Genomic DNA, 22084 nt, shown 5'->3' with positions numbered 1-22084 from the left:
GATCAATTTTGGATACACAGCGACGACAACATCGCTTTCAGGCTATACTGGGCATTATATTATGTGGGGGTGAGGGATGAGCAACTATAAAGTGCATCTGCTGGATATTCAGAACCAGTTACAGAATTATATTTGGCTGCTGGAACATACCACATCCAGAGATGTGATTGTGGTCGACCCCACCGAAGCCGAACCGGTGGAACAGTATTGCCGTGAACATGGTTTAAATTTAAGCCAGATCTGGCTGACCCACTGGCATAAAGACCATATTGGGGGTGTGCCGGAGCTGCTGCAATCACGCAATATTCCAGTGTATGGACCACGCGAAGAGCTGAGTAAAATTCCGTTTATCACCCACCCTTTGCAGCATGAAGCCCATTTTAAATTTCATGATCTGCAGGTGGATGTACTGGCGGTTCCCGGCCATACCCTGGGGCATATTGTGTATTTTATGGATGCCATCGATACCCTGTTTTGCGGTGATACCCTGTTTGCGATGGGCTGCGGCCGGGTTTTTGAAGGCACCTTTGAGCAGATGTATCACTCTTTAAACCGTCTGGCGGCATTACCAGCGCGCACCCAAGTGTACTGCACCCACGAATATACCCTGTCCAATGCCAAATTTGCCCTGCATGTTGAACCGGATAATCTGGCGCTACAACAGCGTTATCAGCAGGTGGAAGATTTACGCCTGCTAAATCAGCCGACCTTGCCAAGTACCATTGAACTGGAACTGCAGACCAATCCTTTTTTACGGGTGGACAGCGTCGAAGAATTCCAAAAATTACGTGAAATGAAAGATAATTTTTAAAGCGGTTTAACCGGTTTATAACAGCTGGTGACTGGCCGCATACGCATCCAGCTCGGTCTGTGTCACCACACGTACCGCATTCATTTCATCAATGCGTACCAGCAGTAAGCCGCCCAACGCTGGTTGATAACGACGCGCACTGCCAAATGGAGTGTAGGCCACCTGCGATTGTTCGGTAAAGACCAGCCAGTCTTCATGGCCTAGCATTACCGCCACCGGGGTTTGGCCCTGTTGCTGCATCTGTTGAATGGTCTGCTGTACGTCAGCTTCAATGGTATTTGGCGTCATCTTACTCACTCCTGTTGCTGTGCTTTATGATACCCGATCTCCACGCCCGCGATGGCTGAAAATAAAGCCATCAATCACTCAGCGTATGCAAATTATAGCCGGCAGATCGCTACAACTTTTTATCTCGCGCCGGGCCGAAGTTGTAAGAAATACTTAAAGATGTGTTGTCATCAATATTTAACAAATTATTTCAAACCGGCTTAAATAGCCCATAGATAATGTTGAAAATTTAGAATAAAAATACATCAAATATATCAATCAATTAATTTAAAATTTGCTTAAAATTCTGCCGCTTTATTCATCAATACATGTTTTTCAGGCGCTCAAATTCTGTCTTTTTTGCTGCAAAAATCATCAGTCTCAATATTTTTTGACACATTCTTGAATTTTGCCCTTTAAAAAATCTTGATATAACCATATCTATACTTTATTGAAGATAAGGGAGTACACTCGTGAAAAAAGTGGTAAAAGCTAAAAATTTAATTGCCTTTCGTATTTGGTTAGAAAAACTGGGATATTCAGTCAAAAATTTAGCCGATGGCCGTGGTTTTACCTTTAGTTTTAAAAAAGAATATGGTCTGGTCACGGGTGAACTGGCCGGCAATGCACTAGCCGTACAACTCGGTGAAGAATTTGAGGACCACTTAAAAGCCTGAATTCGTTTACGCACTCTTTGATCGAGAAAAATAAAGTGTTCTCATAACTTGAGCCCGTTGAACCGTCTGTTCTGCGGGCTTTTCTTTGGGCGAGATAAAGGCCTGACAAAATAACAGGCAATAAAAAAGCAGGACATCTGCCCTGCTTTTTCAGAATTTGGTGGGGATGAAGAGACTCGAACTCTTACACCTTGCGGCGCTGCGACCTGAACACAGTGCGTCTACCAATTCCGCCACATCCCCATATAAAGATGCCAATTTTTTGAAGAAATACTCAAGCTGGCCGGTTCAACAAAAAAGCGAGGATTTTGACCTTGCTAATTTTGAGTGGTGGGGGCGGAGAGACTCGAACTCTCACGCCTCGCAGCGCTGGAACCTAAATCCAGTGCGTCTACCAATTTCGCCACGCCCCCATACCGGGTACCAACTTAATGCTGGATTTCTCAAAATTCTGGCAGAGGATCAAGGATTCGAACCTTGACGAACGGTTTTGGAGACCGTCATGCTACCATTACACCAATCCTCTGTTACCTAAAATCAAGCTCACTTGATATTTAAGTGGTGGGGGCGGAGAGACTCGAACTCTCACGCCTCGCAGCGCTGGAACCTAAATCCAGTGCGTCTACCAATTTCGCCACGCCCCCGATGGCTGTGTATATTATAGAGATCACTTCCCGATGACAAGCCCTTTTTATGAAAAAGCCACTTGTTTGTTTAAATAAAAAACAAAAGCCTCTATTTTGGTTTTTTCTTAAGCATTTTCAGTGCTTAACAGCGTTTTTAAGGCAAAAAAACTGACTTCTCTCTGGCTTTTTTGTTTGTTGAGCATCACTTCAAGCAAGTCTTGAAAGCCCAAATACGCTGCGGGTAACTCAATTTTAAGCTGCTGACAATGCAAATAGGCCCAATCCTGATAACTTTTGGCCTGTAAACGGCGCTGAGTCAGCCATTCATAGATAATAATCCCCAGCGCATAAAGATCACTGGCCAGCGTTTTGGCTTCACCATGAAATAATTCAGGTGCCATATAGCGTGGTGTGGCAGTCATATTGGACATTAGCGGATCATCTATGGCCTGCAACTGCTCAAAATCAATCAGTTTGACCTGCCCTGCCCATTCGCGCCAATGTTCGGCTTTTAAATCTGCATGTGAATAGCCCAACCGTGTTAGCTGTTCCAGGCTATCCAGTACCTGCAGCAAACGTGTTTGAATCTGGCTTTGGCTAAATTGTGAGGGGGCTAAAGCAAAAAACGCCGGCGCATTCGGCACAATCAGATAATCCTGAAAAGTCTCCTGCTGAATGCACAGCATTTCGGTATTTTGACTACAATAGAATGGCAGTAAAAAATCCGGTGCATCTGCCTGCTGAAACTGGCGATAAAAATCCAGCTCTCGGCAAAAACCTGCGCTCAGTTGCGGATGCGCATCCCTCTGCTGGGCTTTCAACCAGTATACAGATTGCCCTTGTTGAAACTGAAACAGACGCCGCCCCATCTTGAAGCTTTGCGGCTTGGTTTTTAACTCAAAACAATAGTGTTCAAGTTCAGCCGGACTAAACGGCAATAAATTCGGATTTGGCGTGTTCAACGGGGTTCTGCTGATATTCTAAAAGTTCCAGACAATGCTGAATGGTTTTACCCACGCGGGCATGGGTTTCAATCATGGAGATTTTTGGCCAGGTGGCGCGTTCACCTTCGCGTTGCAGCAATCGGAACAGGTGTGGACGCGGATTTTGCAACATATAGCTATAATGACGCCAGCCATATTTGCCAACAATATTCACATCACCATAATAACGCTGATCGACAATGCCATGGCCATGATCGAGCAGACGGCGTACCGCCGGCACACCACCGACACGTTCACGGGTAAAGTCCATAATCCCCTTACTAATCACTTTGCCCTGACGGCGCACAATACGCTCCGGCCAGCTCAGCATATCTTTACGGAAACGCTCGGCATCGGTTTGCATAAATGGCACCACATGCGGATTGACCTGACTGGCAATGGTGTAATTCACATTATATAAACGCGCCATTTTTTCCTGCGGGAAATCACTACGCACACTGCCATCGACCCAACGGGTTCTGCCCATATAGGGCGTATGTTCCCCATCCTGCCGTTTACTGGTCAAACGCACCGGTGGAAACAGCACCGGTACCGCACAGGAGGCCAAAGCTGCACTCCAGACCAGCAAATCTGGCGAGGTATAACTGTTCATGATGCGTGCTTCCTGTGATGCATCATACGGCGCAACTGCAATATTGATATGCAGCCCGGACATCTTAAAGGCTTCTTCAAAGGTGACATCACCCAGGTTGGTGAGCAGGAATTTTTTTAGATAGCGCACATCGGCAATACCGCCATTGCCCTTTAAAATATCTTCCCAGCGGCGAAAATGAAAAGCTTCGGTAAAGAACGATTCGCCATTTAAAATGTGCATCATCTCCGACGGTTTGGAAATACCAAGCATGGCGGTCATAATCGCCCCGGCACTGGAGCCAGATAGCACTTGCGGCATCAGGTCACGCTCGAGCAGCGCCTTGCACACACCGGTGTGGAACAGGCCCAAGGTTGCCCCGCCTGAAAACATAATCGCCGGCTGGCCATAAGCCACCTGACAGTTTTTAAAAAATTCTATTTTTTCCTGGGTACTGAGCAAATGGCATTCTTTGGATGCAATAAAGGCCAGACTGTTGCTGACTTCTTCAATATAATCTTCAATAATTTTTTTGGTGCCGACATAGGTCGCGGTAAACAGCATCGGATGGGCAATATTGGCCACATCATAGGTCAGGCCTTCACGCAGAATATACATCAGATCGCTGGTTCGCTCTGCCAGGCGGTAACGGCGTAATAAATTCAGACGATGGGCAATAATTTCAGCATCAAAATACGGCGAGGTGTTGTCATACTTCCATTCCTGCGCCCCCGATTCTTCATCTATTTTTAGTGCCAGATTTTTCCATTCTTCGTAACTCTCGGCATGTTCTATTTTTCGTTTTAATTTTTTGATCCGATAGGCCTGATGAGGATTAATGTCCTGGCTAAACTCTTTAAACAACATAGCTTCCCTCTGCGCTTCGCTGAATAGGCGCTGATCTGTCGATGTCTCCTAACTATGCAGAAATTTCAGACATTCTTCAATTGCATAATTCATGTTTTCATTGCTAAATCATTTCGCCTTGGTATACAGTCGTTTGTGCACCCGATAATCTTTTGACCTAGACCGAAAAGCTGAATAATCATGGCGCATATTGATTTACCCGATAATATTCTCACCTCGCTTGCAACCGTTTTACAGCAGCTCCAGCAACATTTGCCTGAACTCAAGCAAGCCACCGATTTTTCTGCATCGGCCTTTAAATGGCAGGATCAACAGTTAAAAGCCATTTACCAGCCACGAAAAATCTATCTGGAAGATTTAAAAGGCATTGAAAAACAAAAAGAAAAAGTAATTCAAAATACCTTGCAGTTTTTAAAAGGCTTACCGGCCAATGATGTACTGCTTACCGGTTCACGTGGTACCGGAAAATCTTCCATTGTGCGTGCCCTGCTAACCGAGTATGAAGCACAAGGGTTACGGTTAATTGAAATTGAACGTGATGATTTATCGGATTTGCCTGAAATTCAGAAGCTGATTGCAGATCGGCCGGAAAAATTTATTGTCTATTGTGATGATCTGGCCTTTAACGCCGAAGATGAAAATTATCGTTCTTTAAAAAGCGTGCTAGATGGTTCATTACAGTCCGGTTCAAGTAATTTTGTGATTTATGCCACCAGTAACCGCCGGCATTTATTACCTGAGTTTATGCATGAAAATACACCGGTAACACGGGTAGATGTGCCGCAATATACCGAGCTGCATCCACAGGAAGCGATTGAGGAAAAAATTTCGCTGTCCGATCGTTTCGGGATGTGGCTGTCGTTTTATCCAATGGATCAGAATCTGTATTTAGAAATTGTCGAGCATTATCTGCAAAAGGCGGAGATGAAACTCACCGCTGAAGCGCGTGCCGAAGCTTTACGCTGGTGTCAGGCACGTGGGCAGCGTTCTGGTCGTGCCGCTTATCAGTTCTCGAAGCACTGGATTGGGTCTGCGCAGTTAAAGCAACTTTAAGTTGCCTATATTGCTCTGCCAGACAGAAATAGCGATTATGGATTGAAAATCCTCATCTACAATCTGTTCGCTCATGTTGAAAAGCCCAACCTTGTGAGATTGGGCTTTCTATCTTAAGGATTAATCGCTTTTTCTTTTTTAAATTGTGAAATGATCGTATTCATTTCAGGTTCAAATAATTCAATATACCGATCAGATAACCCGCGGCTTGAAGATGGATGTGGTAAACCTATAATCTGACAGTTTTCAAACTCACAAAAATATATTTTAAATTTTCTTCCTGAAAACTCTTTCTTTTGCTTCACTACAAAACTATCTGGAATTTCTGTACCCACAATTTCTTCAAAACGGGCTTTAACTATAGGATTTCTTAAAAGATGTATCAGCTGACTTCCCATAAACAGGATAATCTTAGGTTTTAAGGTACTGATATGATTTATAAAATTATTGACCTGTTCTTCGCTCAACAGATGCGAGTAATTCGCTAATTGATGATTGCAGGTATTGGCCCAATTGGTCTGTATAATGGACTTATCAAAATCCTGACCATATTCATTACTATCTAGCGGATGGCCCCATAAAGCAAACCACCGTTTAATTCTATTATCATAGGGCCATGATAAAGCACCCTGCCCATATCTCGGAACTTTGTTACTAAAGGTACAAGCGATATTAAAATCAACTGGCTTTGCGTCCTGTGACTGCTCCTGATCTTTCTTAGAGTTACCCCATTCATAACCGCATATCATCAAACCCTGCTGATCATTTCAACCTTCAAATATCCCATTACCCAAATTTAAATCTTTATATCTGACTGATTTCATTTTAACTCAATAAAAAATTATTAAATTCATTGCATTATAAGCATTAAAAAAGAGGCTTTCGCCTCTTTTATACTTGCTCTGGATTGGTCAATTCCGTCATCGGCCAGCGCGGTGTGGTCGTCACAGACAAACCATCCTGCTGTCCTGCTTTTAAACGCTGATAACCTGCAAAGGCAATCATGGCGCCATTATCGGTACACAGCGCAGGCTCTGCATAATAAACCGTGGCTTTAATCTTGGCTAAATCGGCTTCCAGACGTTCACGCAAGCGCTTGTTAGCACTCACGCCACCCGCAATCACCAGACGTTTTAAACCGGTCTGTTTTAATGCTTTCACCGATTTTTTTACCAAAGTATCTACAATCGCTTCCTGGAAACTGGCGGCAATATCGGCATCACGGTTTTCATCACCGAGTTTCTTCATCTGCACCGAAACGGCAGTTTTTAAACCACTAAAGGAAAAGGTTAAATCCTGATGCAGCATCGGACGCGGGAAAGCAAAAGCATTCGGATCACCATGCTCGGCCAGTTTGGCAATATTCGGCCCACCCGGATACGGCAAGCCCATCATCTTGGCCACTTTATCAAAAGCTTCACCGGCAGCATCGTCAATTGACTCACCCAGCAGTTCATACTGGCCAATGCCATACGCGGCCATCAGCTGTGAATGTCCACCCGACACCAACAGTGCAACAAATGGAAATTCAGGTGGCGTTGCAGACAATAACGGCGCCAGCATATGCCCTTCCATATGATGCACACCAATCGCAGGTTTATTTAAGGCAAATGCCAGGGTGCGGCCAAACAGCGCCCCGGTCATCAAGGCGCCCATCAGGCCCGGACCGCGGGTATAGGCCACGGCATCAATATCCGATTTTTTCACACCGCTTTGCTCAAGCAGTTCGTTCATTAATGGAATCAGTTTACGCACATGGTCCCGTGAGGCCAGTTCTGGCACCACGCCGCCATATTCGGCATGCAGTTTGATCTGGCTATACAGCACCTGTCCGCGTAAACCCAACTCACTGTCGTACAGCGCGAGTCCTGTTTCATCACACGATGTTTCTAAGCCTAAAACGATCATTAAACTGCCTATAACCTGTATCAAATTTATTGCGGGAACTATTATAGACTTGTGATATGAGATGTAAATGAGTAAAATACTGACCTTCACTTGTGATCGAGGGCAATTCGGCCCCAGATCTTATCCATAACTTAATGAGGATTCTTCATGCCACAAGTTAAATTGAAAGAAGGCGAACCAGTAGACGTAGCTATCCGTCGTTTCAAACGTTCTTGCGAAAAAGCAGGTGTTTTAGCTGACGTACGTAAGCGTGAATTCTACGAAAAACCAACTCAAGAACGTAAGCGCAAAAAAGCTGCTGCTGTTAAACGCTACCAAAAGAAATTGGCGCGTGAATCAGTACGTACTACTCGCCTTTACTAAGATTAATTTGTGATTGACTGCCTGGATTAAAACATGACTACTTTAAAAAGCCAGATTACTGACGTTTTGAAAGCGACAATGCGCGCTAAAGAAATGGACAAGTTAACGGTCATTCGTAGTCTACAGGCGGCAATTAAGCAAATCGAAGTCGATGAGCGCAAAGAGCTTGACGATGCTCAGGTTCTTGCGGTCATTGAAAAGCAAATTAAACAACGTAAAGAATCGGTTAAAGCCTTTGAAGGTGCTGGCCGAGAAGATTTAGCTAGTAAGGAACAAGCCGAAATTGAGGTGTTATCTCAGTTTCTACCAGAAGCTATGACTGAGGAAGAACTTGATTCCATCATTGCGCAAACGATTGCAGCGCAAGAAGCTACTAGCATGAAAGATATGGGTAAGGTGATGAATTCTCTGCGTCCGCTCATAGCCGGGCGCGCCGATCCTGCACAAGTATCTGCCAAAATTAAAGCCAAATTAAGCTAATTCAAGTCAGGCATACGCCTCACTTTCCTCCCCGAACAGCATCAACAGCTGTATCAGTTTATTTTCCCGAAAATAAAAAAACTGCCTAAAGTTTTAAGCAGTTCTTGAGTCACTTCTATCAGTGTGCACAATTGACCTGATATTTTTTCAGCATCTGCATTTCTTTAGATGAATACACCTGCTGGGCCACATCCTGCTTGGTCATGTTGCGATATTGCGGATCCAGATAGGCACGGTTTTCATCTGCAGCGCTATACAGCTGATCAATATAATTCTGCACAATGCCACAAAACTGCTGTTGCTGCGCCGGACTAAAACCCGATTGCTGCGGATTCAAGCCCTTTAAAAACTGCCGGGTCTGCTGCTTATAACTCTGGTTAATCTGCTCAACCGCCAGTACATACTGCTCCACACTTGCTGCCTGGACCACAGACAGACTCCCCCAGAGCAATACGCCCATCCATAATTTTTTCATCGCGTTATTTAAAATCATTATTTAGCCAGGAGCCGGAATTCTAGCATTTTAAACCCCATGCCTTACAGAGGTTTCCAGCAGACTGACTTGCAAAAACTGCGGTTTTCGATGTGCAAAAGCCTGCTCGATGGGTGCCGGCACATAGCCTTCAGTCACCGTTCCCAAACGCAAACGCAGAACCCCCGGTAAATCTAAACGGTAAGAATAAATCGGGCTGCCACATTCCTGACAAAACACCCGCGCCTTATTCGGACTGTGAAAATATTCTTTTAAATATTGCTGGCCGCGTACAATTTTAAATTTGGCTTGATCAATCGGGCTATTCCAGCCCAGCATGGTCCCCTGCGCACGCTGGCAATGCTGGCAAAAACATAAAATGGTCTTTTCCAGCTCGGCCTGATAATGGTAATACACCAGCCCGCATAAACATTGTCCCTGTAACATCATTGTTCTCCTTATTGTTATTATGATTTTTCATGCTGTTAAATTTTGAGCTGTCGTTCCCGCTGCATTTCTGTGGTACGTGTTTTCAGTTTGGCAGTCATGGCCTGATTGTCTTTGGCCAGACGCTGGGCATGCAGCAAGGATTTAATCGCTTCTTCCTCCCATCCAGACCAGTATTGCAGTTCTGCACGATAACGCAATACATTCACCGTGCGTAATGGCGAACTACGATCAATATTGGCGGCCTGCTGCATCAAACGCCAGGCACTTAAATCACGCTCATTCCGGTTCAGGAACTTTTGCACCAGTGCCTGTGCTTCAGCCGGCTGATTCTGCCGGATCAGCACTTCTGCCAGCTTGTAATTCAAGGCCCGGTTCTCCGGCATAATCCGCGCAGGCGAACTGATCACTTTATAAGCCTCACTCAGCTTATTCTGCCCTAAATAGATGTCAGTTTGAATTAAGCTAATAAGATGATGTAAACGGCGATGATTTTTGGCCTGATCCAGCGTTTGCTGCGCCAGAGCATAATCTCCCTGCCGGGTATAAAAAGCCGCTAAAGCCAGCTGTGCAGCAAAGTTGTTACGGCTGGCCAGCACCTGCAATTGCTGCTCTGTCGCCTGATTGGATACCACCAAGGTGTACTGTTTTAAAATATCAAATTCTTCATCACGTAATGATGATTTCACCCGTGGCAACTGGTTGGCACGCAAACGCGCTTCACTCATCCGTTCTGTGGTTAGTGGATGGGTAAACCAGAAATCTGGCAGGAAACTGACCCGGCTGGTGGCACGGTGCATTACCTCAAAAAAATCGGCCATGCTTTGCGGGTTATAACCGGCGGTATACATATATTGCATGCCAATCCGGTCGGCTTCACGTTCCTGATTACGGCTATAGGCCAGCTGCTTATCCATTAATGCAGCCTGTGAGCCCATCATCACGGCAGCACCGGCATCACCATCGGCCTGGGATGCCACCAATGCACCCACCAGCACACCTGCTAGTGCCAGCAGACCCTGTCCCTTAAAAGCTTCCTGTGAACGGCTATAATGACGCTGGGTCACGTGGGCAATTTCATGCGCCATCACCCCGGCCACTTCATCCATATTACGCGCAGAAGTCACCAGACCGGTATTTAAGGCAAATAGACCGCCTGGCACGGCAAAGGCATTAATTTGCGGATCATTAATAATGAGCAGACCAATGGGCTGGCCCATTTGGGTCTGGCTGAGCAGATGCGAGAAGACCGAGAACAGCTGGTCTTCCAGCCACGGATTTTGCGCCACCGGCATTTGACGCTGCACTTCACGATAGACTTTTTCACCAATCATGCGTTCTTTTTGCTGATCGATCAGCCCCACCCCTGCGCCAATTTCTGGCACATTAAATTGTGGTGAAGTGGTGAAGTTTGCCCCATGTGTCGAAGTGAATGCTGTAAGCAGGCCTAAACTACCTGCTAAAAACAACCGTTTCAAATTGCCGTTCTCAAATTATCTGCTCGTGTCTTGAATATAGCATTCAATATCGAAGAAATATGCAACGAAGTGTTAGGAAGTTTTACGCAAATCCGCCATTGACCGCGTAGCCCGGCTGCCGGCCTTCCAGCACATCCACCAGATTTTTATAGGCCAGCCAGGCCATTTTTTTACGGGTTTCTGCGGTCGCTGAGCCAATATGCGGCAAGGTCAGCACATTGTCCAGACCAAAGAGCTCCGAACTTTGCAGCGGTTCTTTTTCATAGACATCCAGACCGGCCGCAAAAATTTTCTGTTGTTTCAGCGCGTCAATTAAAGCCTGTTCATTGACCACGGAACCACGGGCAATATTCACAAATACCGCATGTTTTTGCATCAGCTCAAATTCACGCGCACCAATTAAAGCGGTCGAGTCGGCGTTTAAATCCACCGCGACCACTACATAGTCCGACTGTTGTAGCAGCTCATCCAGACTGCGATATTGCGCATTTAAGGGTTGTGCCTGCGCCAGATTTTCGCGGCGGTTATGGTACAGAATATTCATGTGAAAGCCATAGCGCCCACGACGGGCAATGGCCGCACCAATATTCCCCAGACCAATAATCCCTAAAGTTTTACCATGAATATCCTGACCGAACTGGGCCGGGCCAACGGTACGTTTCCATTCGCCCTGTTTGGTCCAGCGATCCAGATAGGCCAGCTGACGCGCGGCTCCCATTAACAGACTAAAAGCTAAATCAGCAGTGGTTTCGGTTAACACATGCGGTGTATGGCACAGATAAATCTTTTGCTCAGTCAGATAGTCCACATCATAATTGTCATAACCGACACTGATACTGGAAACCACTTTAAGACGGCTTGCACCCGTCAGGTTAGAGGCATTGAGCAAACGCCCCGCACCAATCATGCCATCAGCATCTTGGACATGAGCACGAATCTGCTCATTAACATCACCCAGTTTCGGGCTAATTTCTACCACGTCATACTGCTGTTTCAGCTGGCTTAAAACGTCCTGATCAACCTGACTAAATGCGATAACTTTTTGTTTCATTCCTGATCCGTCATGTGTTTTTTATCTTGCATAGCCTGCCATAGCTGTTTTTTCAATAGGGGCTGTTCTAGCATCTCGGCCAAAGCGGGCAACGCTGTAGCTTGCGTTAACTGTACATGAGGCAATTGACCCAGCACAATGATCTTTTTCTCCAGTGCAATCGCATCCAGAAAACCTTGCACATACACCGAGACCGCCCGGCCATCTTGCAGCTCAGGCAAAGCAAAGGGCCAATTCAGCTCAAAAAATTCTGCCTGTGCCGCACGCTGAATATTGCGCCATAACTGTTGCTGCGACTCATTGATGTGGGTGGCATCCAGCACAATCGTATATTGCTCTGTAGCAATGGCTTGTAAATGGAATGCGTCAATCTGTAAGGCAGGCTGCACTTCAACCAGAGCCGCAGGCGTGACAGGTTCTGCCGGGCTTTCGACTGGATTCTCTTGCGGAGAGACTTGTGGTTCCGCAACAGGCTGTCTAAGCTGTAAGGCAATATCTTGAGGCGCCGTCGCCGCGACAGCTGCCGGCATGACAATTTCAGTCAGCAGTTCTGCCGGGGCCTGATCGCGCCATAAGGAAGATGCTGGCAAATTTTGAGATGCAGCGTCCCGGGGAATCCATATATCAATTCCCAAACTTGCCAAAATCTCACGTTGATGCCCAATCATCTGCTATCGTCACTTATGTCCATAGGGCTATTCTAGCCGGATTAGTCCGGTTTTGCTGTGCTTTCTGCATCCAGTCATATCAAAGCTGCTCAATGAGGATGACTCGATCCGCCTACCGCACTCAGAAATAGAGTCCTTAGATAATCATTAAACTGTTTTTCTTCTGCATACGCTCAACCATTTCTTCGGTGGCAAAGCCTAAACGCCAGTACAGTAGCTCCAGTACATCCAGCTCATCCTGAGTGATAATCCGGTCATTCCACAAACAGGCTTCGGCAATACCCAGAATACTTAAACGGTCACGCAACAACAGCCCGGCCATATCATTCAGAATTTCTGCCAGATCAATTGGCTCATCGGAAATTTCTTCATACAGCGACATTTCATACGGTGTCAGTACGCGCTGTAAAATTTTTTCCCGCACTTCCAGCTGGTTGCCGCTATTGATTTGCTGCACATGCAGCAAGGCATCAATTAAACGTACAATTTGCGGTTTAACTTCATCCAGCGCCGTCGGGGTATGTAGCGGCAGCAGGTTCAACTCAGATTTGACCCGCTCCAGCAGCAAGGCATCCAGCAGTCCAATTTCCCCATCTTCCTGAATAATTTTGGCCAGCTTGGTCAAAAACTGCCGCGCGATACTGGCCGGCATACCGCCAATATTCTGGCAGGCTTCCAGAAAAATGGAGATATGCACCCGACCATCCAGATTTAACAAGGCATCGACAATGGCACGGCTGACTTCTACTTCAGGCGGAATAAATTCGCGGTATTGGCGAATCATTAAAATTGCCATCATCACCTCACGCGAACCAGTGGCCGTCTGCAAGGCACGCTGGATCAGTTCCGGACGCGGCATATTACGGCGGATTTCCGGTTTCAGCGGCTTGATTGCATCTTTAATGGCAAAACTAATCGGGGATAACCGCAACAAAGGCAAAGGTTGCGGCGAACTCCACGGTGCATAATATTCACCATTGACTTCTTCCAGTGAACGAAACAGACCAAACCAGGGCTGACTGCGCAGCTTTTTCAGGTTTTCCAGTTGCAGATCCTGTACCAGTGCCGGATTTAACTCATAAATCCGCGCATCAATACTCGGATGGATATTCAACCAGCTTTGCGGACTCAGCGAGTTGGCAAAACACATATGCGCAATTGATTCCGAATATTCACTGTGAATTTGCGAACCGGCATGGTGCACATAAATCCTGAGCAGGGTTTGAATATTGGCATTGTTCTGGATTAAACGTTTGGTTTTCAGGTCGTTTTTAAAGGTACGCCCGCTCAGGTTTAAATATTTAATAAAACGGGTAATCAGCATGCCTAAGCTGCCAATCAGCCAGATCATGCCGCCCAGTGCAACAAAAGGCGTGGCAGGTGCATAAGCGGTGTTGTAATACTGCTTGCCAAAGCCGAGTTTGGCCACTTTACTGCCCCACTGGCTAAACGTGGTCAGGCTGCTGTAGAGAATTTTCAGCTTGGTATTTTCCGCAGTTTCACCACTTAAAATTTGATGAAACTCATGACTGAGCAAGCCATACAGTTCCTGCTCATCCAGGTTTTGCAAGGCGCCCCAGGTCAGAATAATCGCAATATCGCGTGGATAAAAACCGGCGGTCAGTGCATTTACCCCGACTTCATCCGGCAGGACATACAGCGCCGGCGTATCAATCGCGAAGGTATCGGCCAGCTGTTCGGTAATTTTTAAGGCAACACTTTCTTCCGGCGTGCTTTCAATCAGGCTTAAACGACGTGCACACAGCTGCTTGGCCAGTGAGTGGCCGCCAGAACGGAAAATATATAATTCAATGGCAATGGAAATGCCCATTAAAGACAGCAGTACCGCGACCAGATAAGGGCTTAAGCTATGCCAGTAAATGGACTGCGAAGCATCAATATAATGCACCAGCAAACCCAGTACAGTATTTAAAATAAAAATGGTCAGGATGACCGCAAGCAGACACAGGCTTGCAGACCACATCATATTCTTGTTTTTAATAAAGTAGTAACCTACATCTTTCAATGTAAATTTCCTTAAATTACATTGTCTTTAGGCGACATCATAAATGAAAAAAGCGGGAATTTCCCGCTTTTCCTGCCAGTTTTACAAGAATTATTCTTCTTTCAAACCGGTCAAATCTACCGATGCAGCATCAATATTCACATCAATATAATTGTCTTTTTTCTTTTTAGCTGTATCGCTGCGTTTTTGCTGAAGATTATCCAGATAGGCTTCATCAATACCGCCTGCGACATAAACCCCATCAAACACCGAGCAATCGAAATCATTGACTTCTGGTACTTTATGGGTACGTACTGCAGCTTTCAAATCTTCAAGATCTTGGAAAATCAGACGGTCAGCACCAATAATTTCACGAATTTCTTCGACGCTACGGCTAGAGGCGATCAACTCAGATTTAGCCGGCATATCAATACCATACACGTTTGGATATTTCACCATCGGTGCCGCTGAAGCGAAGAATACGCGTTTGGCACCAGCGTCACGTGCCATCTGGATAATTTCGTTACAGGTGGTACCACGCACAATCGAGTCATCTACCAGTAACACATTCTTGCCTTTAAATTCCAGCTCAACCGGGTTCAGCTTTTGACGTACCGATTTTTTACGCTGCTGCTGACCTGGCATAATGAAGGTACGACCGATATAACGGTTTTTCATAAAGCCTTCACGGAATTTAACACCTAAGGTGTTGGCCAGTTCCAAGGCCGAAGTACGCGAAGTATCTGGAATTGGAATCACGACATCAATATCGTGTTCCTCACCCCATTCACGCAGGATTTTTTGCGCCAGCTTCTCACCCATTTTTAAACGGGCTTTGTATACCGAAATACCATCAATGGTCGCATCTGGACGCGCGAAATACACATATTCAAAAATACATGGATGATATTCAGATTGCGCCGCACACTGCTGGGTAAACATCTGGCCGTTAGAGTCAATGAAGATGGCTTCACCCGGTGCCAGGTCACGCTCGACTTTAAAGCCCAGTGCCGTAATTGCCACCGATTCAGAGGCAATGATGTATTCCATGCCTTCATCGGTTTCACGCGAACCGTAAATTAACGGACGAATCCCATGCGGGTCACGGAAGCCCACAATCCCTTGACCGGTCACCATGGCCACCACGCCATAAGCCCCTTTACAACGCTCATGCACACGCGTTACCGCATGGAAGATATCTTCTGCTGCCGGCTCCAGCTTGCCGCGTTTTTGTAATTCATGGGCAAAAACGTTTAACAGTACTTCTGAATCTGAATCGGTATTCATGTGACGTAAATCAGTCTTGAACAGGTCTTCATGAATTTCTTCGGCATTGGTCAGATTACCGTTATGCGCCAGCGTAATACCGTACGGCGAGTTCACATAAAACGGCTGCGCTTCTGCACTGCTAGATGAACCTGCCGTCGGATAACGCACATGACCAATCCCGTAGTTGCCCAGCAAGGCACGCATGTGACGGGTATGGAATACATCACGCACCATGCCGTTGTCTTTACGCAAGAACAAGCGACCTTCATGGCAAGTGACAATCCCAGCTGCATCTTGTCCCCGATGTTGTAACATCGTTAATGCATCAAACAACATTTGGTTAACAGGTGATTTACCAGCTATACCAACTACTCCACACATAGCAACCTCGCAGACCAGCTAGGATTAATAAAAAGGATTATTCGTTGACTCATCTGCGCCCTTTCGTTCAGGTTCAGATGAAGAACCAGAAGATTTCGGAGCATCTTCTGATTTGATGTGCTGTAAAGCCTCATTGGCGGCATCTTTGGACATTTGTGTGGCCCAAGGCGCATAAGGTAAAAGGGTTTGAATAAATTTGGACTGTTTCCAGTGCGGCGAACTTTCGACCCACGGCCCAATGCCCTGAATGGCAATTAGCACAATCAGCAGACCTTTGAGGGTACCAAACGCACCACCGGCTAAACGATTTAATGGGCCCAGTTTCAGCGATTTCAAGATGCGGTTTAATAATGCGCTCACCATCCAGGTCAGCACCACAATCACCAACACAATAAAAGCAAAGGCCGCAATTTTCTGAACCACCGGATCAGCACTGAGAGCGGTCATTGAAGGCGCTAGAACGGAAGCATATTTTGCCGCCACAATCAGGGCAAAAATCCAACCGACCAAGTTCGCAAAGGCTTTAATAAATCCTTGACGCAAACCGTTAAGCCCTCCAATGAGCAGAATAATCAGTATAAAGATATCGATGGCGTTCATGACTTTAAAGTGCGTCTACACAATCTTTCACAAGTTCCGGGCCAGTATAGACCAAACCGCTATACACTTGTACCAAAGTTGCACCGGCATTGCGTTTCGCAACTGCCTGCTCACCTGAAAGAATACCACCAACACCAATTAAAGGAATTTTGCCCTCTAAGGTTTTGGCAAAGGCTGCCAGACACGCGGTACTCTTTTCAAATACTGGCGCACCCGATAAACCACCGGCTTCATCGCCATGTGGCAAATTCTCTACCCCTTCACGAGACAAGGTGGTATTGGTCACAATTAAACCGTCAATTTTAAATTGCAGTAATTGCTGGGCAATAAATTCAATATCGGACGGTTCTAGATCTGGCGCGACTTTCAGCACCAACGGTACATAATGCTGATGCTCTTCGGCCAACGCCAACTGACGCTGTTTCAAGGTTTGCAACAGCTCGGTCAGGGCATCGCCGCTTTGCAGACTACGCAAATTCTTGGTGTTTGGTGATGAGATATTGACCGTAATATAAGAGGCGTAATTATAAACTTTTTCTAAACAGATCAGATAATCATCAACCGCTTTTTCTACCGGAGTATCGGCATTTTTACCAATATTAATCCCCAGTACGCCTTTAAATTTGGCGGCCTTGACGTTTTCAATCAGCTTATCGACGCCATCATTATTAAAACCCATGCGGTTAATAATGGCTTTGGCCTGCGGTAAACGGAACAGACGCGGATGTGGATTACCGGCTTGTGGACGCGGGGTGATGGTACCAATTTCAATAAAACCAAAACCTAGAGCGGCCAGTGCATCAATATAGGCACCATTTTTGTCCAGGCCTGCAGCCAGACCTACCGGATTCGGGAATTCAATACCCATACAGGTGACCGGTTTTGCTGCCACCTGCTGACGCATCAGGCCCATTTTATGACCTGATTTTAATAAAGATAATGTGAGCTCATGTGCACGCTCCGGTGCCAAAGAAAACAACAAAGGGCGGGCAAGAGAATACAACATATCGGCAAAAGTCTACGGCTTTTTAAGTCGGCCTATTATAGGCCCAGATTGTTGAAAACACCATGCTTGACCATTGTTTATTTTTACCGGTTATTGCACTGTCGCCGTTAATTTAATCTGCCCGGCATCGAAAATTAATTCCATTTTTTCAATGCTTAATCCCATTTGTGCCAGCTGGGTCAGGAAATTGGCCAGCACAGAATATTGTGCATGACTGCTTACAATTTGAATTTTTTCACCCGACTGCTGCGATGCAACCGATAAACCCTGCTGCTGTGCCACGCGCTGTACTTTTTCCAGACTGCTGAGCTGTACATCCCCGGCCGGCTTCATGGTCACGGCGTTGCTTTGCATCCACACCACCAGATCTTTTAAGGTATTGAGCCGTTTTTGCTGCTGATCTGCTGCGCCGTGCATATACCACAGCGCCGATCCGACGGCGGCCACCAGCACAAAAATACCGGTAAAAATCACCATGATCCGTTCACGCAAGCTCAGCGTATCTAAATAGTCATTTAATTTTTCCAGCGACTGATCCCAACGCTGCTGAATTTTTTCTACTGCTTTCATTATTGTATTTTCACCAGTCCGATTGCGCCGTTGGCGGCCGGTTGAATATTACCTAGCTCGACCTTAAAGCCTTGCTGGTTTAATTGCTGGGTCAATGCCTGCAAGCTGGCTGCGGAACTGGCCTGCAATTCCATATTCAGACTGGACAGATCATAATTGACCCGTCTGGCCACAATCTGATTCTGCATCAATACCGGCCCGACCCGACTGAGCAACTGTAAGGCCTGGGTATCGGCAGTCTGGCTTTGTTTTAACTGATATTCAAACTGGCTTTTAATATTTTGCTCGGTGACCGGATAGTTTTGCCCAAACCAGTATTTAAACTGATCAATCGCCTGCACCGCGGTCTGATTCGCAACTTTTTTATACTGATACCAGCGCGTGGCATCATAACTGAACTGCACCACCAGAATCCCCAAAAATACCGCAGCACAGGCTTTCCAGTAACCCGAAATGCCCGATTCACTTTTGGCTTTGGGTAAAATATTAAAAGGATGCTGTTTGACTTTTTTCAGCACCGGCACTTCATAATGGAAAGAGTTTAACTGCTCATGCGTGCTGATAGCCTCAATACTGTGCATCTGTTCGGCGGTAAAATTACTGATCTGATAATGCTGTTCAGGCGCCTGATAATCCAGAAATAAAGCCAGATCATCGACCGAGCTGCCCAGATATTCATTTTCACGTACCAGCAACCGGCCACAGACATTGGCCAGCACAATATGATCAGGCTCAGGCACTGGCAGCAATAAAAAGTCTGGCAATAAGGCCGTGACTTTGACCGGCAATAGCGCCAAAGCATGTTGCAAGGTTTCGACATGGCTTTGCGCCACACCAAGTAAAGTCAGGCGGTCCGGCTGCTGAAAATGATGCAGCACTTTCATGGCATCAATTGGCAATACCACAAACTCTTCTAGCAGGAATTTAATTCCGTCTGGCCCCAGCTGCTTGTATTGGGCCTTGCTCATCTGCTGTTGCAGCATCTGTATATCCCGGCTCGGAAAATACACCACTGCTTCTTCACCCTGATGAAGCTGTATCGCCTGAATCAGGTCTTCCAGGGTATTGGCCTGAACCCAGTACTCCTCGCTCGACCATTGCCAAACCCCATTGGCTTCCGGCATCCATATTTGCAACATTGTTATTGTACTGCCATGAAATAAAGTGTGTTGTTATGCGTCTGGAATAAAACTTTTTATTTGTGTCGATAAACCTGCAGCAATGACCGCCTGCTCATAAATACGCGCTTCTGCCAGCGCATAAGGATGGAAAGATTCCCCAGTTAACTGCTCTGCAATATGTGCCACCACATTCATATGACACACCACGGCAATTGATTCATAAGGCAAATGCGATAACCACTCAACAGCCTGAGTCGCATCATCATCCGGTTTAATGGTATTGCAAATCACCACAGGCACATCTTTAAAATAGGTCTGGATATGCGCCAGCGTTTCCTGGGCACGTAACAGCGGACTGACCACAAACACATCCGGACGGATCAGATCTTTTAAATACTCTGCCGTTTGCTGTGCCTGGGTATGCCCACGTTCGGTCAGGGGACGTTTAATATCATTACCATGCACGGGTGGTGAAGCTTCACCATGACGCACTAGGGTCAATTGCATATACATTTCCTTATTTCATTTTGTCCGCATTATAAGCAGTAAATATGACAGTTCGGTTCATCAAACTGTCATATTTTAACCAATTTATACCTCATGATGCGGCAATACAAACTCTACATCACTACGATGGCCATTTTTCATGAGTGCCAGTGCAATCGTCAGCGGCGGCTGTCCTTCATAAATCACATCATACAAGGCGCTGGTAATTGGCATATACACATCCAGCTCTTCAGAACGTGCTTTGACCTGCACAATGGTATTAATCCCTTCTGCAGTCTGGCCCAGTTCCTGTGTGGCCTGTTCCAGGGTTTTACCTTTGCCCAGTGCATACCCCACCTGATAATTACGACTCAATGGACTGCTACAGGTGGCAAATAAATCACCGACACCTGACAAACCAAGGAACGTCAGCGGGTTGGCGCCCAGCTTGACCGCAAAACGGCTCATTTCAGCTAAGGCTCGGGTTAGAATCATACTTTTGGTATTTTCACCGACGTTATACGCGGCAGCCATGCCCATCGCCACGGCATAAATATTTTTTAACGCCCCGCCAAGTTCCACCCCGTGTACATCATCACTACCGAATACACGGAATAAAGCACTGTGCAGTGCCTGCTGCACCGCATAACGCACCAGTTCTGACTGGCTGGCAATCACGGTTCCGGCGGGCTGCCCGGCTACAATTTCTTTGGCCAGGTTCGGGCCAGACAGCACGCCATACGGCACTTCTGGCAATTCGGCACGAATAATATCGCTCATAAAGCAGAAGGTTTTGGCCTCAATGCCCTTGGTCAGGGACACCACCGCTTGCGAGGTGATAAACGGCTTAATCTGCTTCAGCACATCACGAAAAGAATGACTTGGAATGGCGACCAAAATAATATCGCGGTCGCGCACCGCCAGCTCCAGATCCGACACTGCTTTTAAGCCCGGCTCTAAAGGAAAATCTGGCAAATAGCGTTTATTGATATGAGTGCGGTTAATTTCTTCAGCGGTGGCTTCATCCCGAATCCAGATCATGGTATCGCAGCCGTTACGCACCGCGGTATTGGCCATGGCGGTACCAAAACTGCCCCCACCCAAGACGGTAATTCTTAATGCGGTTTTCTGATCAATATTGACCGGTTCTACCAGACTGGCAAAATTCAATTCTGACATTATTTTTATATCCTCAGCCGTATGCGATGCTTATTCCGTCCAGTAACTGACATAGGCGTCAGTCTGAATGTCCGCACGCGGCGCAATCGCTTTTGCGGCAGTTCCAATATAGATGATGCCTGAAATTAAATCATCTTCATTTAATTTCAAAGCTTTTTTCAATAATTGTGATTCCACTACAGCACCACTGCGCCACATGCTGGCAAAGCCTTGTGCCTGTAAAGACAGCAGGAAATTCTGTACCGTCGCCCCGGTACTTAAGGTCTGCTCAAAATCCGGAACTTTAGGATGCGGCTGGAATTTGGTCAGTGCCAGCACCAGTAATGGCGCCCGGAAAGGATGATGTTTCACACGTTCCAGCTGCACCGCATCGGTCTGGCCTAAATCGGCCAGAGCCTGTACCAGCAACTCCCCAAAAGCTTCGCGGCGCTCTGCCGGAATCACCACAAAACGGGTCGGTTTTAAACGATGATGATCAGGCGCGGTCAAGGCTGCCTGAAAGGCACGCTCCAGCTGCGCTGCATTCGGTGCCGGCTCGACCAGATGCCCAATCGACTGACGTTGATGAATATTCTGATGAACCGTAGCTTCCATTGTATCCGTCATTGGCTTATATCTATCTATAAAATCTGCCTCAAGATTAGCATAAACCACAGAATTTACTCTATTTGCGTTGGGTTATTTGTATAAATCCTGAGTTTTAATGGCCGGCTTGTCTGTCACA

At 46.4% G+C, this 22084-nt stretch carries 24 protein-coding genes and 4 tRNA genes; 5 read left to right on the top strand and 23 right to left on the bottom strand.

The window, feature by feature from the left end:
• The first annotated feature begins 76 nt into the window (after positions 1–76).
• On the top strand, positions 77–811 hold the full coding sequence (gloB, locus tag FTT68_RS02030; protein WP_005177169.1) for a hydroxyacylglutathione hydrolase: 735 nt from the start codon (positions 77–79) through the stop codon (positions 809–811).
• 15 nt (positions 812–826) lie between these two features.
• Here gloB and FTT68_RS02025 read toward each other — a convergent pair whose 3' ends face one another.
• Entirely contained in the window at positions 827–1099 is a 273-nt protein-coding gene (locus FTT68_RS02025) for a hypothetical protein (protein ID WP_005177167.1), read from the bottom strand.
• Positions 1100–1551: 452 nt separating this feature from the next.
• Here FTT68_RS02025 and FTT68_RS02020 point away from each other — a divergent pair, with 452 nt between their 5' ends.
• The gene (locus FTT68_RS02020) at positions 1552–1755 is read left to right on the top strand and encodes a hypothetical protein (RefSeq protein ID WP_005177162.1); all 204 of its coding nucleotides are present in this window, start codon (positions 1552–1554) and stop codon (positions 1753–1755) included.
• Between the two features lie 158 nt (positions 1756–1913).
• Here FTT68_RS02020 and FTT68_RS02015 read toward each other — a convergent pair.
• The 6 genes from FTT68_RS02015 to FTT68_RS01990 all read right to left on the bottom strand — a co-directional run bounded on the left by FTT68_RS02015 (position 1914) and on the right by FTT68_RS01990 (position 4823).
• Positions 1914–1998: transfer RNA gene (locus FTT68_RS02015), tRNA-Leu, on the bottom strand.
• Between the two features lie 85 nt (positions 1999–2083).
• Positions 2084–2168: transfer RNA gene (locus tag FTT68_RS02010), tRNA-Leu, on the bottom strand.
• A gap of 39 nt (positions 2169–2207) precedes the next feature.
• Positions 2208–2281, bottom strand: a tRNA-Trp gene (locus FTT68_RS02005).
• Between the two features lie 33 nt (positions 2282–2314).
• A tRNA-Leu gene (locus FTT68_RS02000) sits at positions 2315–2399 on the bottom strand.
• A gap of 107 nt (positions 2400–2506) precedes the next feature.
• Positions 2507–3343: a protein kinase gene (locus FTT68_RS01995; protein WP_180175152.1), complete on the bottom strand. Its 837-nt coding sequence runs from the start codon at positions 3341–3343 to the stop codon at positions 2507–2509.
• Positions 3309–4823, bottom strand: a complete 1515-nt coding sequence (locus FTT68_RS01990; RefSeq protein WP_168383937.1) for a DUF3336 domain-containing protein — start codon at positions 4821–4823, stop codon at positions 3309–3311. Before FTT68_RS01990 ends, FTT68_RS01995 begins: the two co-directional genes overlap by 35 nt.
• A 180-nt stretch (positions 4824–5003) precedes the next feature.
• Here FTT68_RS01990 and FTT68_RS01985 point away from each other — a divergent pair, with 180 nt between their 5' ends.
• Complete coding sequence (locus FTT68_RS01985; protein ID WP_075166693.1) at positions 5004–5876, top strand: ATP-binding protein; 873 nt, start codon at positions 5004–5006, stop codon at positions 5874–5876.
• 113 nt (positions 5877–5989) lie between these two features.
• On the opposite strand, the gene FTT68_RS01980 is transcribed toward FTT68_RS01985, so the two are convergent.
• Positions 5990–6625 (bottom strand): hypothetical protein, encoded by a 636-nt coding sequence (locus FTT68_RS01980; RefSeq protein WP_253586877.1) that lies wholly within the window; start codon positions 6623–6625, stop codon positions 5990–5992.
• A gap of 142 nt (positions 6626–6767) precedes the next feature.
• A complete protein-coding gene (gene tsaD, locus FTT68_RS01975) occupies positions 6768–7784 on the bottom strand; it encodes a tRNA (adenosine(37)-N6)-threonylcarbamoyltransferase complex transferase subunit TsaD (protein WP_180175151.1) in 1017 nt (338 codons plus the stop codon).
• 147 nt (positions 7785–7931) lie between these two features.
• On the opposite strand from tsaD, the gene rpsU reads away from it, so the two are divergent.
• Together rpsU and FTT68_RS01965 are read left to right on the top strand one after the other, a co-directional pair.
• Positions 7932–8147, top strand: a complete 216-nt coding sequence (gene rpsU, locus FTT68_RS01970; RefSeq protein ID WP_001136722.1) for a 30S ribosomal protein S21 — start codon at positions 7932–7934, stop codon at positions 8145–8147.
• Positions 8148–8180: 33 nt separating this feature from the next.
• The gene (locus FTT68_RS01965; protein WP_005177146.1) at positions 8181–8627 is read left to right on the top strand and encodes a GatB/YqeY domain-containing protein; all 447 of its coding nucleotides are present in this window, start codon (positions 8181–8183) and stop codon (positions 8625–8627) included.
• 118 nt (positions 8628–8745) lie between these two features.
• Here FTT68_RS01965 and FTT68_RS01960 read toward each other — a convergent pair whose 3' ends face one another.
• From FTT68_RS01960 to FTT68_RS01895, 14 genes are all read right to left on the bottom strand, one after another.
• Entirely contained in the window at positions 8746–9102 is a 357-nt protein-coding gene (locus tag FTT68_RS01960; RefSeq protein ID WP_171502426.1) for a hypothetical protein, read from the bottom strand.
• Between the two features lie 48 nt (positions 9103–9150).
• Positions 9151–9546 carry a GFA family protein gene (locus tag FTT68_RS01955; protein WP_160241430.1) on the bottom strand — a complete coding sequence of 132 codons (396 nt, stop codon included), beginning with the start codon at positions 9544–9546 and terminating at the stop codon, positions 9151–9153.
• A 38-nt stretch (positions 9547–9584) separates the two neighbouring features.
• Positions 9585–11024, bottom strand: coding sequence for a M48 family metalloprotease (locus tag FTT68_RS01950; protein ID WP_180175150.1), 1440 nt, complete (start codon positions 11022–11024; stop codon positions 9585–9587).
• An 82-nt stretch (positions 11025–11106) separates the two neighbouring features.
• Positions 11107–12075 carry a D-glycerate dehydrogenase gene (locus FTT68_RS01945; RefSeq protein WP_180175149.1) on the bottom strand — a complete coding sequence of 323 codons (969 nt, stop codon included), beginning with the start codon at positions 12073–12075 and terminating at the stop codon, positions 11107–11109.
• A complete protein-coding gene (locus tag FTT68_RS01940) occupies positions 12072–12743 on the bottom strand; it encodes a hypothetical protein (protein ID WP_180175148.1) in 672 nt (223 codons plus the stop codon). The genes FTT68_RS01945 and FTT68_RS01940 overlap by 4 nt, the downstream gene beginning before the upstream one ends.
• 136 nt (positions 12744–12879) lie before the next feature.
• Positions 12880–14769 (bottom strand): M48 family metallopeptidase, encoded by a 1890-nt coding sequence (locus FTT68_RS01935; RefSeq protein ID WP_104505564.1) that lies wholly within the window; start codon positions 14767–14769, stop codon positions 12880–12882.
• A 90-nt stretch (positions 14770–14859) separates the two neighbouring features.
• Positions 14860–16398 carry an amidophosphoribosyltransferase gene (gene purF, locus FTT68_RS01930; protein ID WP_005177128.1) on the bottom strand — a complete coding sequence of 513 codons (1539 nt, stop codon included), beginning with the start codon at positions 16396–16398 and terminating at the stop codon, positions 14860–14862.
• A gap of 24 nt (positions 16399–16422) precedes the next feature.
• Positions 16423–16998: a CvpA family protein gene (locus FTT68_RS01925; RefSeq protein WP_016658356.1), complete on the bottom strand. Its 576-nt coding sequence runs from the start codon at positions 16996–16998 to the stop codon at positions 16423–16425.
• Between the two features lie 4 nt (positions 16999–17002).
• Complete coding sequence (locus FTT68_RS01920) at positions 17003–18004, bottom strand: quinone-dependent dihydroorotate dehydrogenase (RefSeq protein ID WP_016658357.1); 1002 nt, start codon at positions 18002–18004, stop codon at positions 17003–17005.
• 90 nt (positions 18005–18094) lie between these two features.
• On the bottom strand, positions 18095–18574 hold the full coding sequence (gene gspM, locus FTT68_RS01915; protein WP_180175147.1) for a type II secretion system protein GspM: 480 nt from the start codon (positions 18572–18574) through the stop codon (positions 18095–18097).
• On the bottom strand, positions 18574–19713 hold the full coding sequence (gene gspL, locus FTT68_RS01910) for a type II secretion system protein GspL (RefSeq protein ID WP_180175146.1): 1140 nt from the start codon (positions 19711–19713) through the stop codon (positions 18574–18576). Before gspL ends, gspM begins: the two co-directional genes overlap by 1 nt.
• A gap of 33 nt (positions 19714–19746) precedes the next feature.
• Positions 19747–20202 carry a histidine phosphatase family protein gene (locus FTT68_RS01905; protein ID WP_005177115.1) on the bottom strand — a complete coding sequence of 152 codons (456 nt, stop codon included), beginning with the start codon at positions 20200–20202 and terminating at the stop codon, positions 19747–19749.
• An 84-nt stretch (positions 20203–20286) separates the two neighbouring features.
• The gene (locus FTT68_RS01900) at positions 20287–21360 is read right to left on the bottom strand and encodes an NAD(P)H-dependent glycerol-3-phosphate dehydrogenase (RefSeq protein ID WP_016658361.1); all 1074 of its coding nucleotides are present in this window, start codon (positions 21358–21360) and stop codon (positions 20287–20289) included.
• A 30-nt stretch (positions 21361–21390) separates the two neighbouring features.
• Positions 21391–21966 (bottom strand): nitroreductase, encoded by a 576-nt coding sequence (locus FTT68_RS01895; protein ID WP_180175145.1) that lies wholly within the window; start codon positions 21964–21966, stop codon positions 21391–21393.
• Between the last annotated feature and the right edge of the window lie 118 nt (positions 21967–22084).

The sequence above is a fragment of the Acinetobacter sp. Q85-2 genome, assembly GCF_013420555.1.
In the GTDB taxonomy this organism is placed as follows: Bacteria; Pseudomonadota; Gammaproteobacteria; order Pseudomonadales; family Moraxellaceae; genus Acinetobacter; species Acinetobacter indicus.
This window is presented reverse-complemented; position numbering and strand designations above follow the sequence as displayed.

Coding starts and splice junctions, on each gene's coding strand:
- gloB (WP_005177169.1), top strand. CDS start 77: ATGAGCAACTATAAAGTGCATCTGCTGGATATTCAGAACCAGTTACAG.
- FTT68_RS02025 (WP_005177167.1), bottom strand. CDS start 1,099: ATGACGCCAAATACCATTGAAGCTGACGTACAGCAGACCATTCAACAG.
- FTT68_RS01990 (WP_168383937.1), bottom strand. CDS start 4,823: ATGTTGTTTAAAGAGTTTAGCCAGGACATTAATCCTCATCAGGCCTAT.
- FTT68_RS01985 (WP_075166693.1), top strand. CDS start 5,004: ATGGCGCATATTGATTTACCCGATAATATTCTCACCTCGCTTGCAACC.
- FTT68_RS01980 (WP_253586877.1), bottom strand. CDS start 6,625: ATGATATGCGGTTATGAATGGGGTAACTCTAAGAAAGATCAGGAGCAG.
- tsaD (WP_180175151.1), bottom strand. CDS start 7,784: ATGATCGTTTTAGGCTTAGAAACATCGTGTGATGAAACAGGACTCGCG.
- rpsU (WP_001136722.1), top strand. CDS start 7,932: ATGCCACAAGTTAAATTGAAAGAAGGCGAACCAGTAGACGTAGCTATC.
- FTT68_RS01965 (WP_005177146.1), top strand. CDS start 8,181: ATGACTACTTTAAAAAGCCAGATTACTGACGTTTTGAAAGCGACAATG.
- FTT68_RS01960 (WP_171502426.1), bottom strand. CDS start 9,102: ATGAAAAAATTATGGATGGGCGTATTGCTCTGGGGGAGTCTGTCTGTG.
- FTT68_RS01955 (WP_160241430.1), bottom strand. CDS start 9,546: ATGTTACAGGGACAATGTTTATGCGGGCTGGTGTATTACCATTATCAG.
- FTT68_RS01945 (WP_180175149.1), bottom strand. CDS start 12,075: ATGAAACAAAAAGTTATCGCATTTAGTCAGGTTGATCAGGACGTTTTA.
- FTT68_RS01940 (WP_180175148.1), bottom strand. CDS start 12,743: ATGATTGGGCATCAACGTGAGATTTTGGCAAGTTTGGGAATTGATATA.
- purF (WP_005177128.1), bottom strand. CDS start 16,398: ATGTGTGGAGTAGTTGGTATAGCTGGTAAATCACCTGTTAACCAAATG.
- FTT68_RS01925 (WP_016658356.1), bottom strand. CDS start 16,998: ATGAACGCCATCGATATCTTTATACTGATTATTCTGCTCATTGGAGGG.
- FTT68_RS01920 (WP_016658357.1), bottom strand. CDS start 18,004: ATGTTGTATTCTCTTGCCCGCCCTTTGTTGTTTTCTTTGGCACCGGAG.
- gspM (WP_180175147.1), bottom strand. CDS start 18,574: ATGAAAGCAGTAGAAAAAATTCAGCAGCGTTGGGATCAGTCGCTGGAA.
- gspL (WP_180175146.1), bottom strand. CDS start 19,713: ATGTTGCAAATATGGATGCCGGAAGCCAATGGGGTTTGGCAATGGTCG.
- FTT68_RS01905 (WP_005177115.1), bottom strand. CDS start 20,202: ATGCAATTGACCCTAGTGCGTCATGGTGAAGCTTCACCACCCGTGCAT.
- FTT68_RS01900 (WP_016658361.1), bottom strand. CDS start 21,360: ATGTCAGAATTGAATTTTGCCAGTCTGGTAGAACCGGTCAATATTGAT.
- FTT68_RS01895 (WP_180175145.1), bottom strand. CDS start 21,966: ATGACGGATACAATGGAAGCTACGGTTCATCAGAATATTCATCAACGT.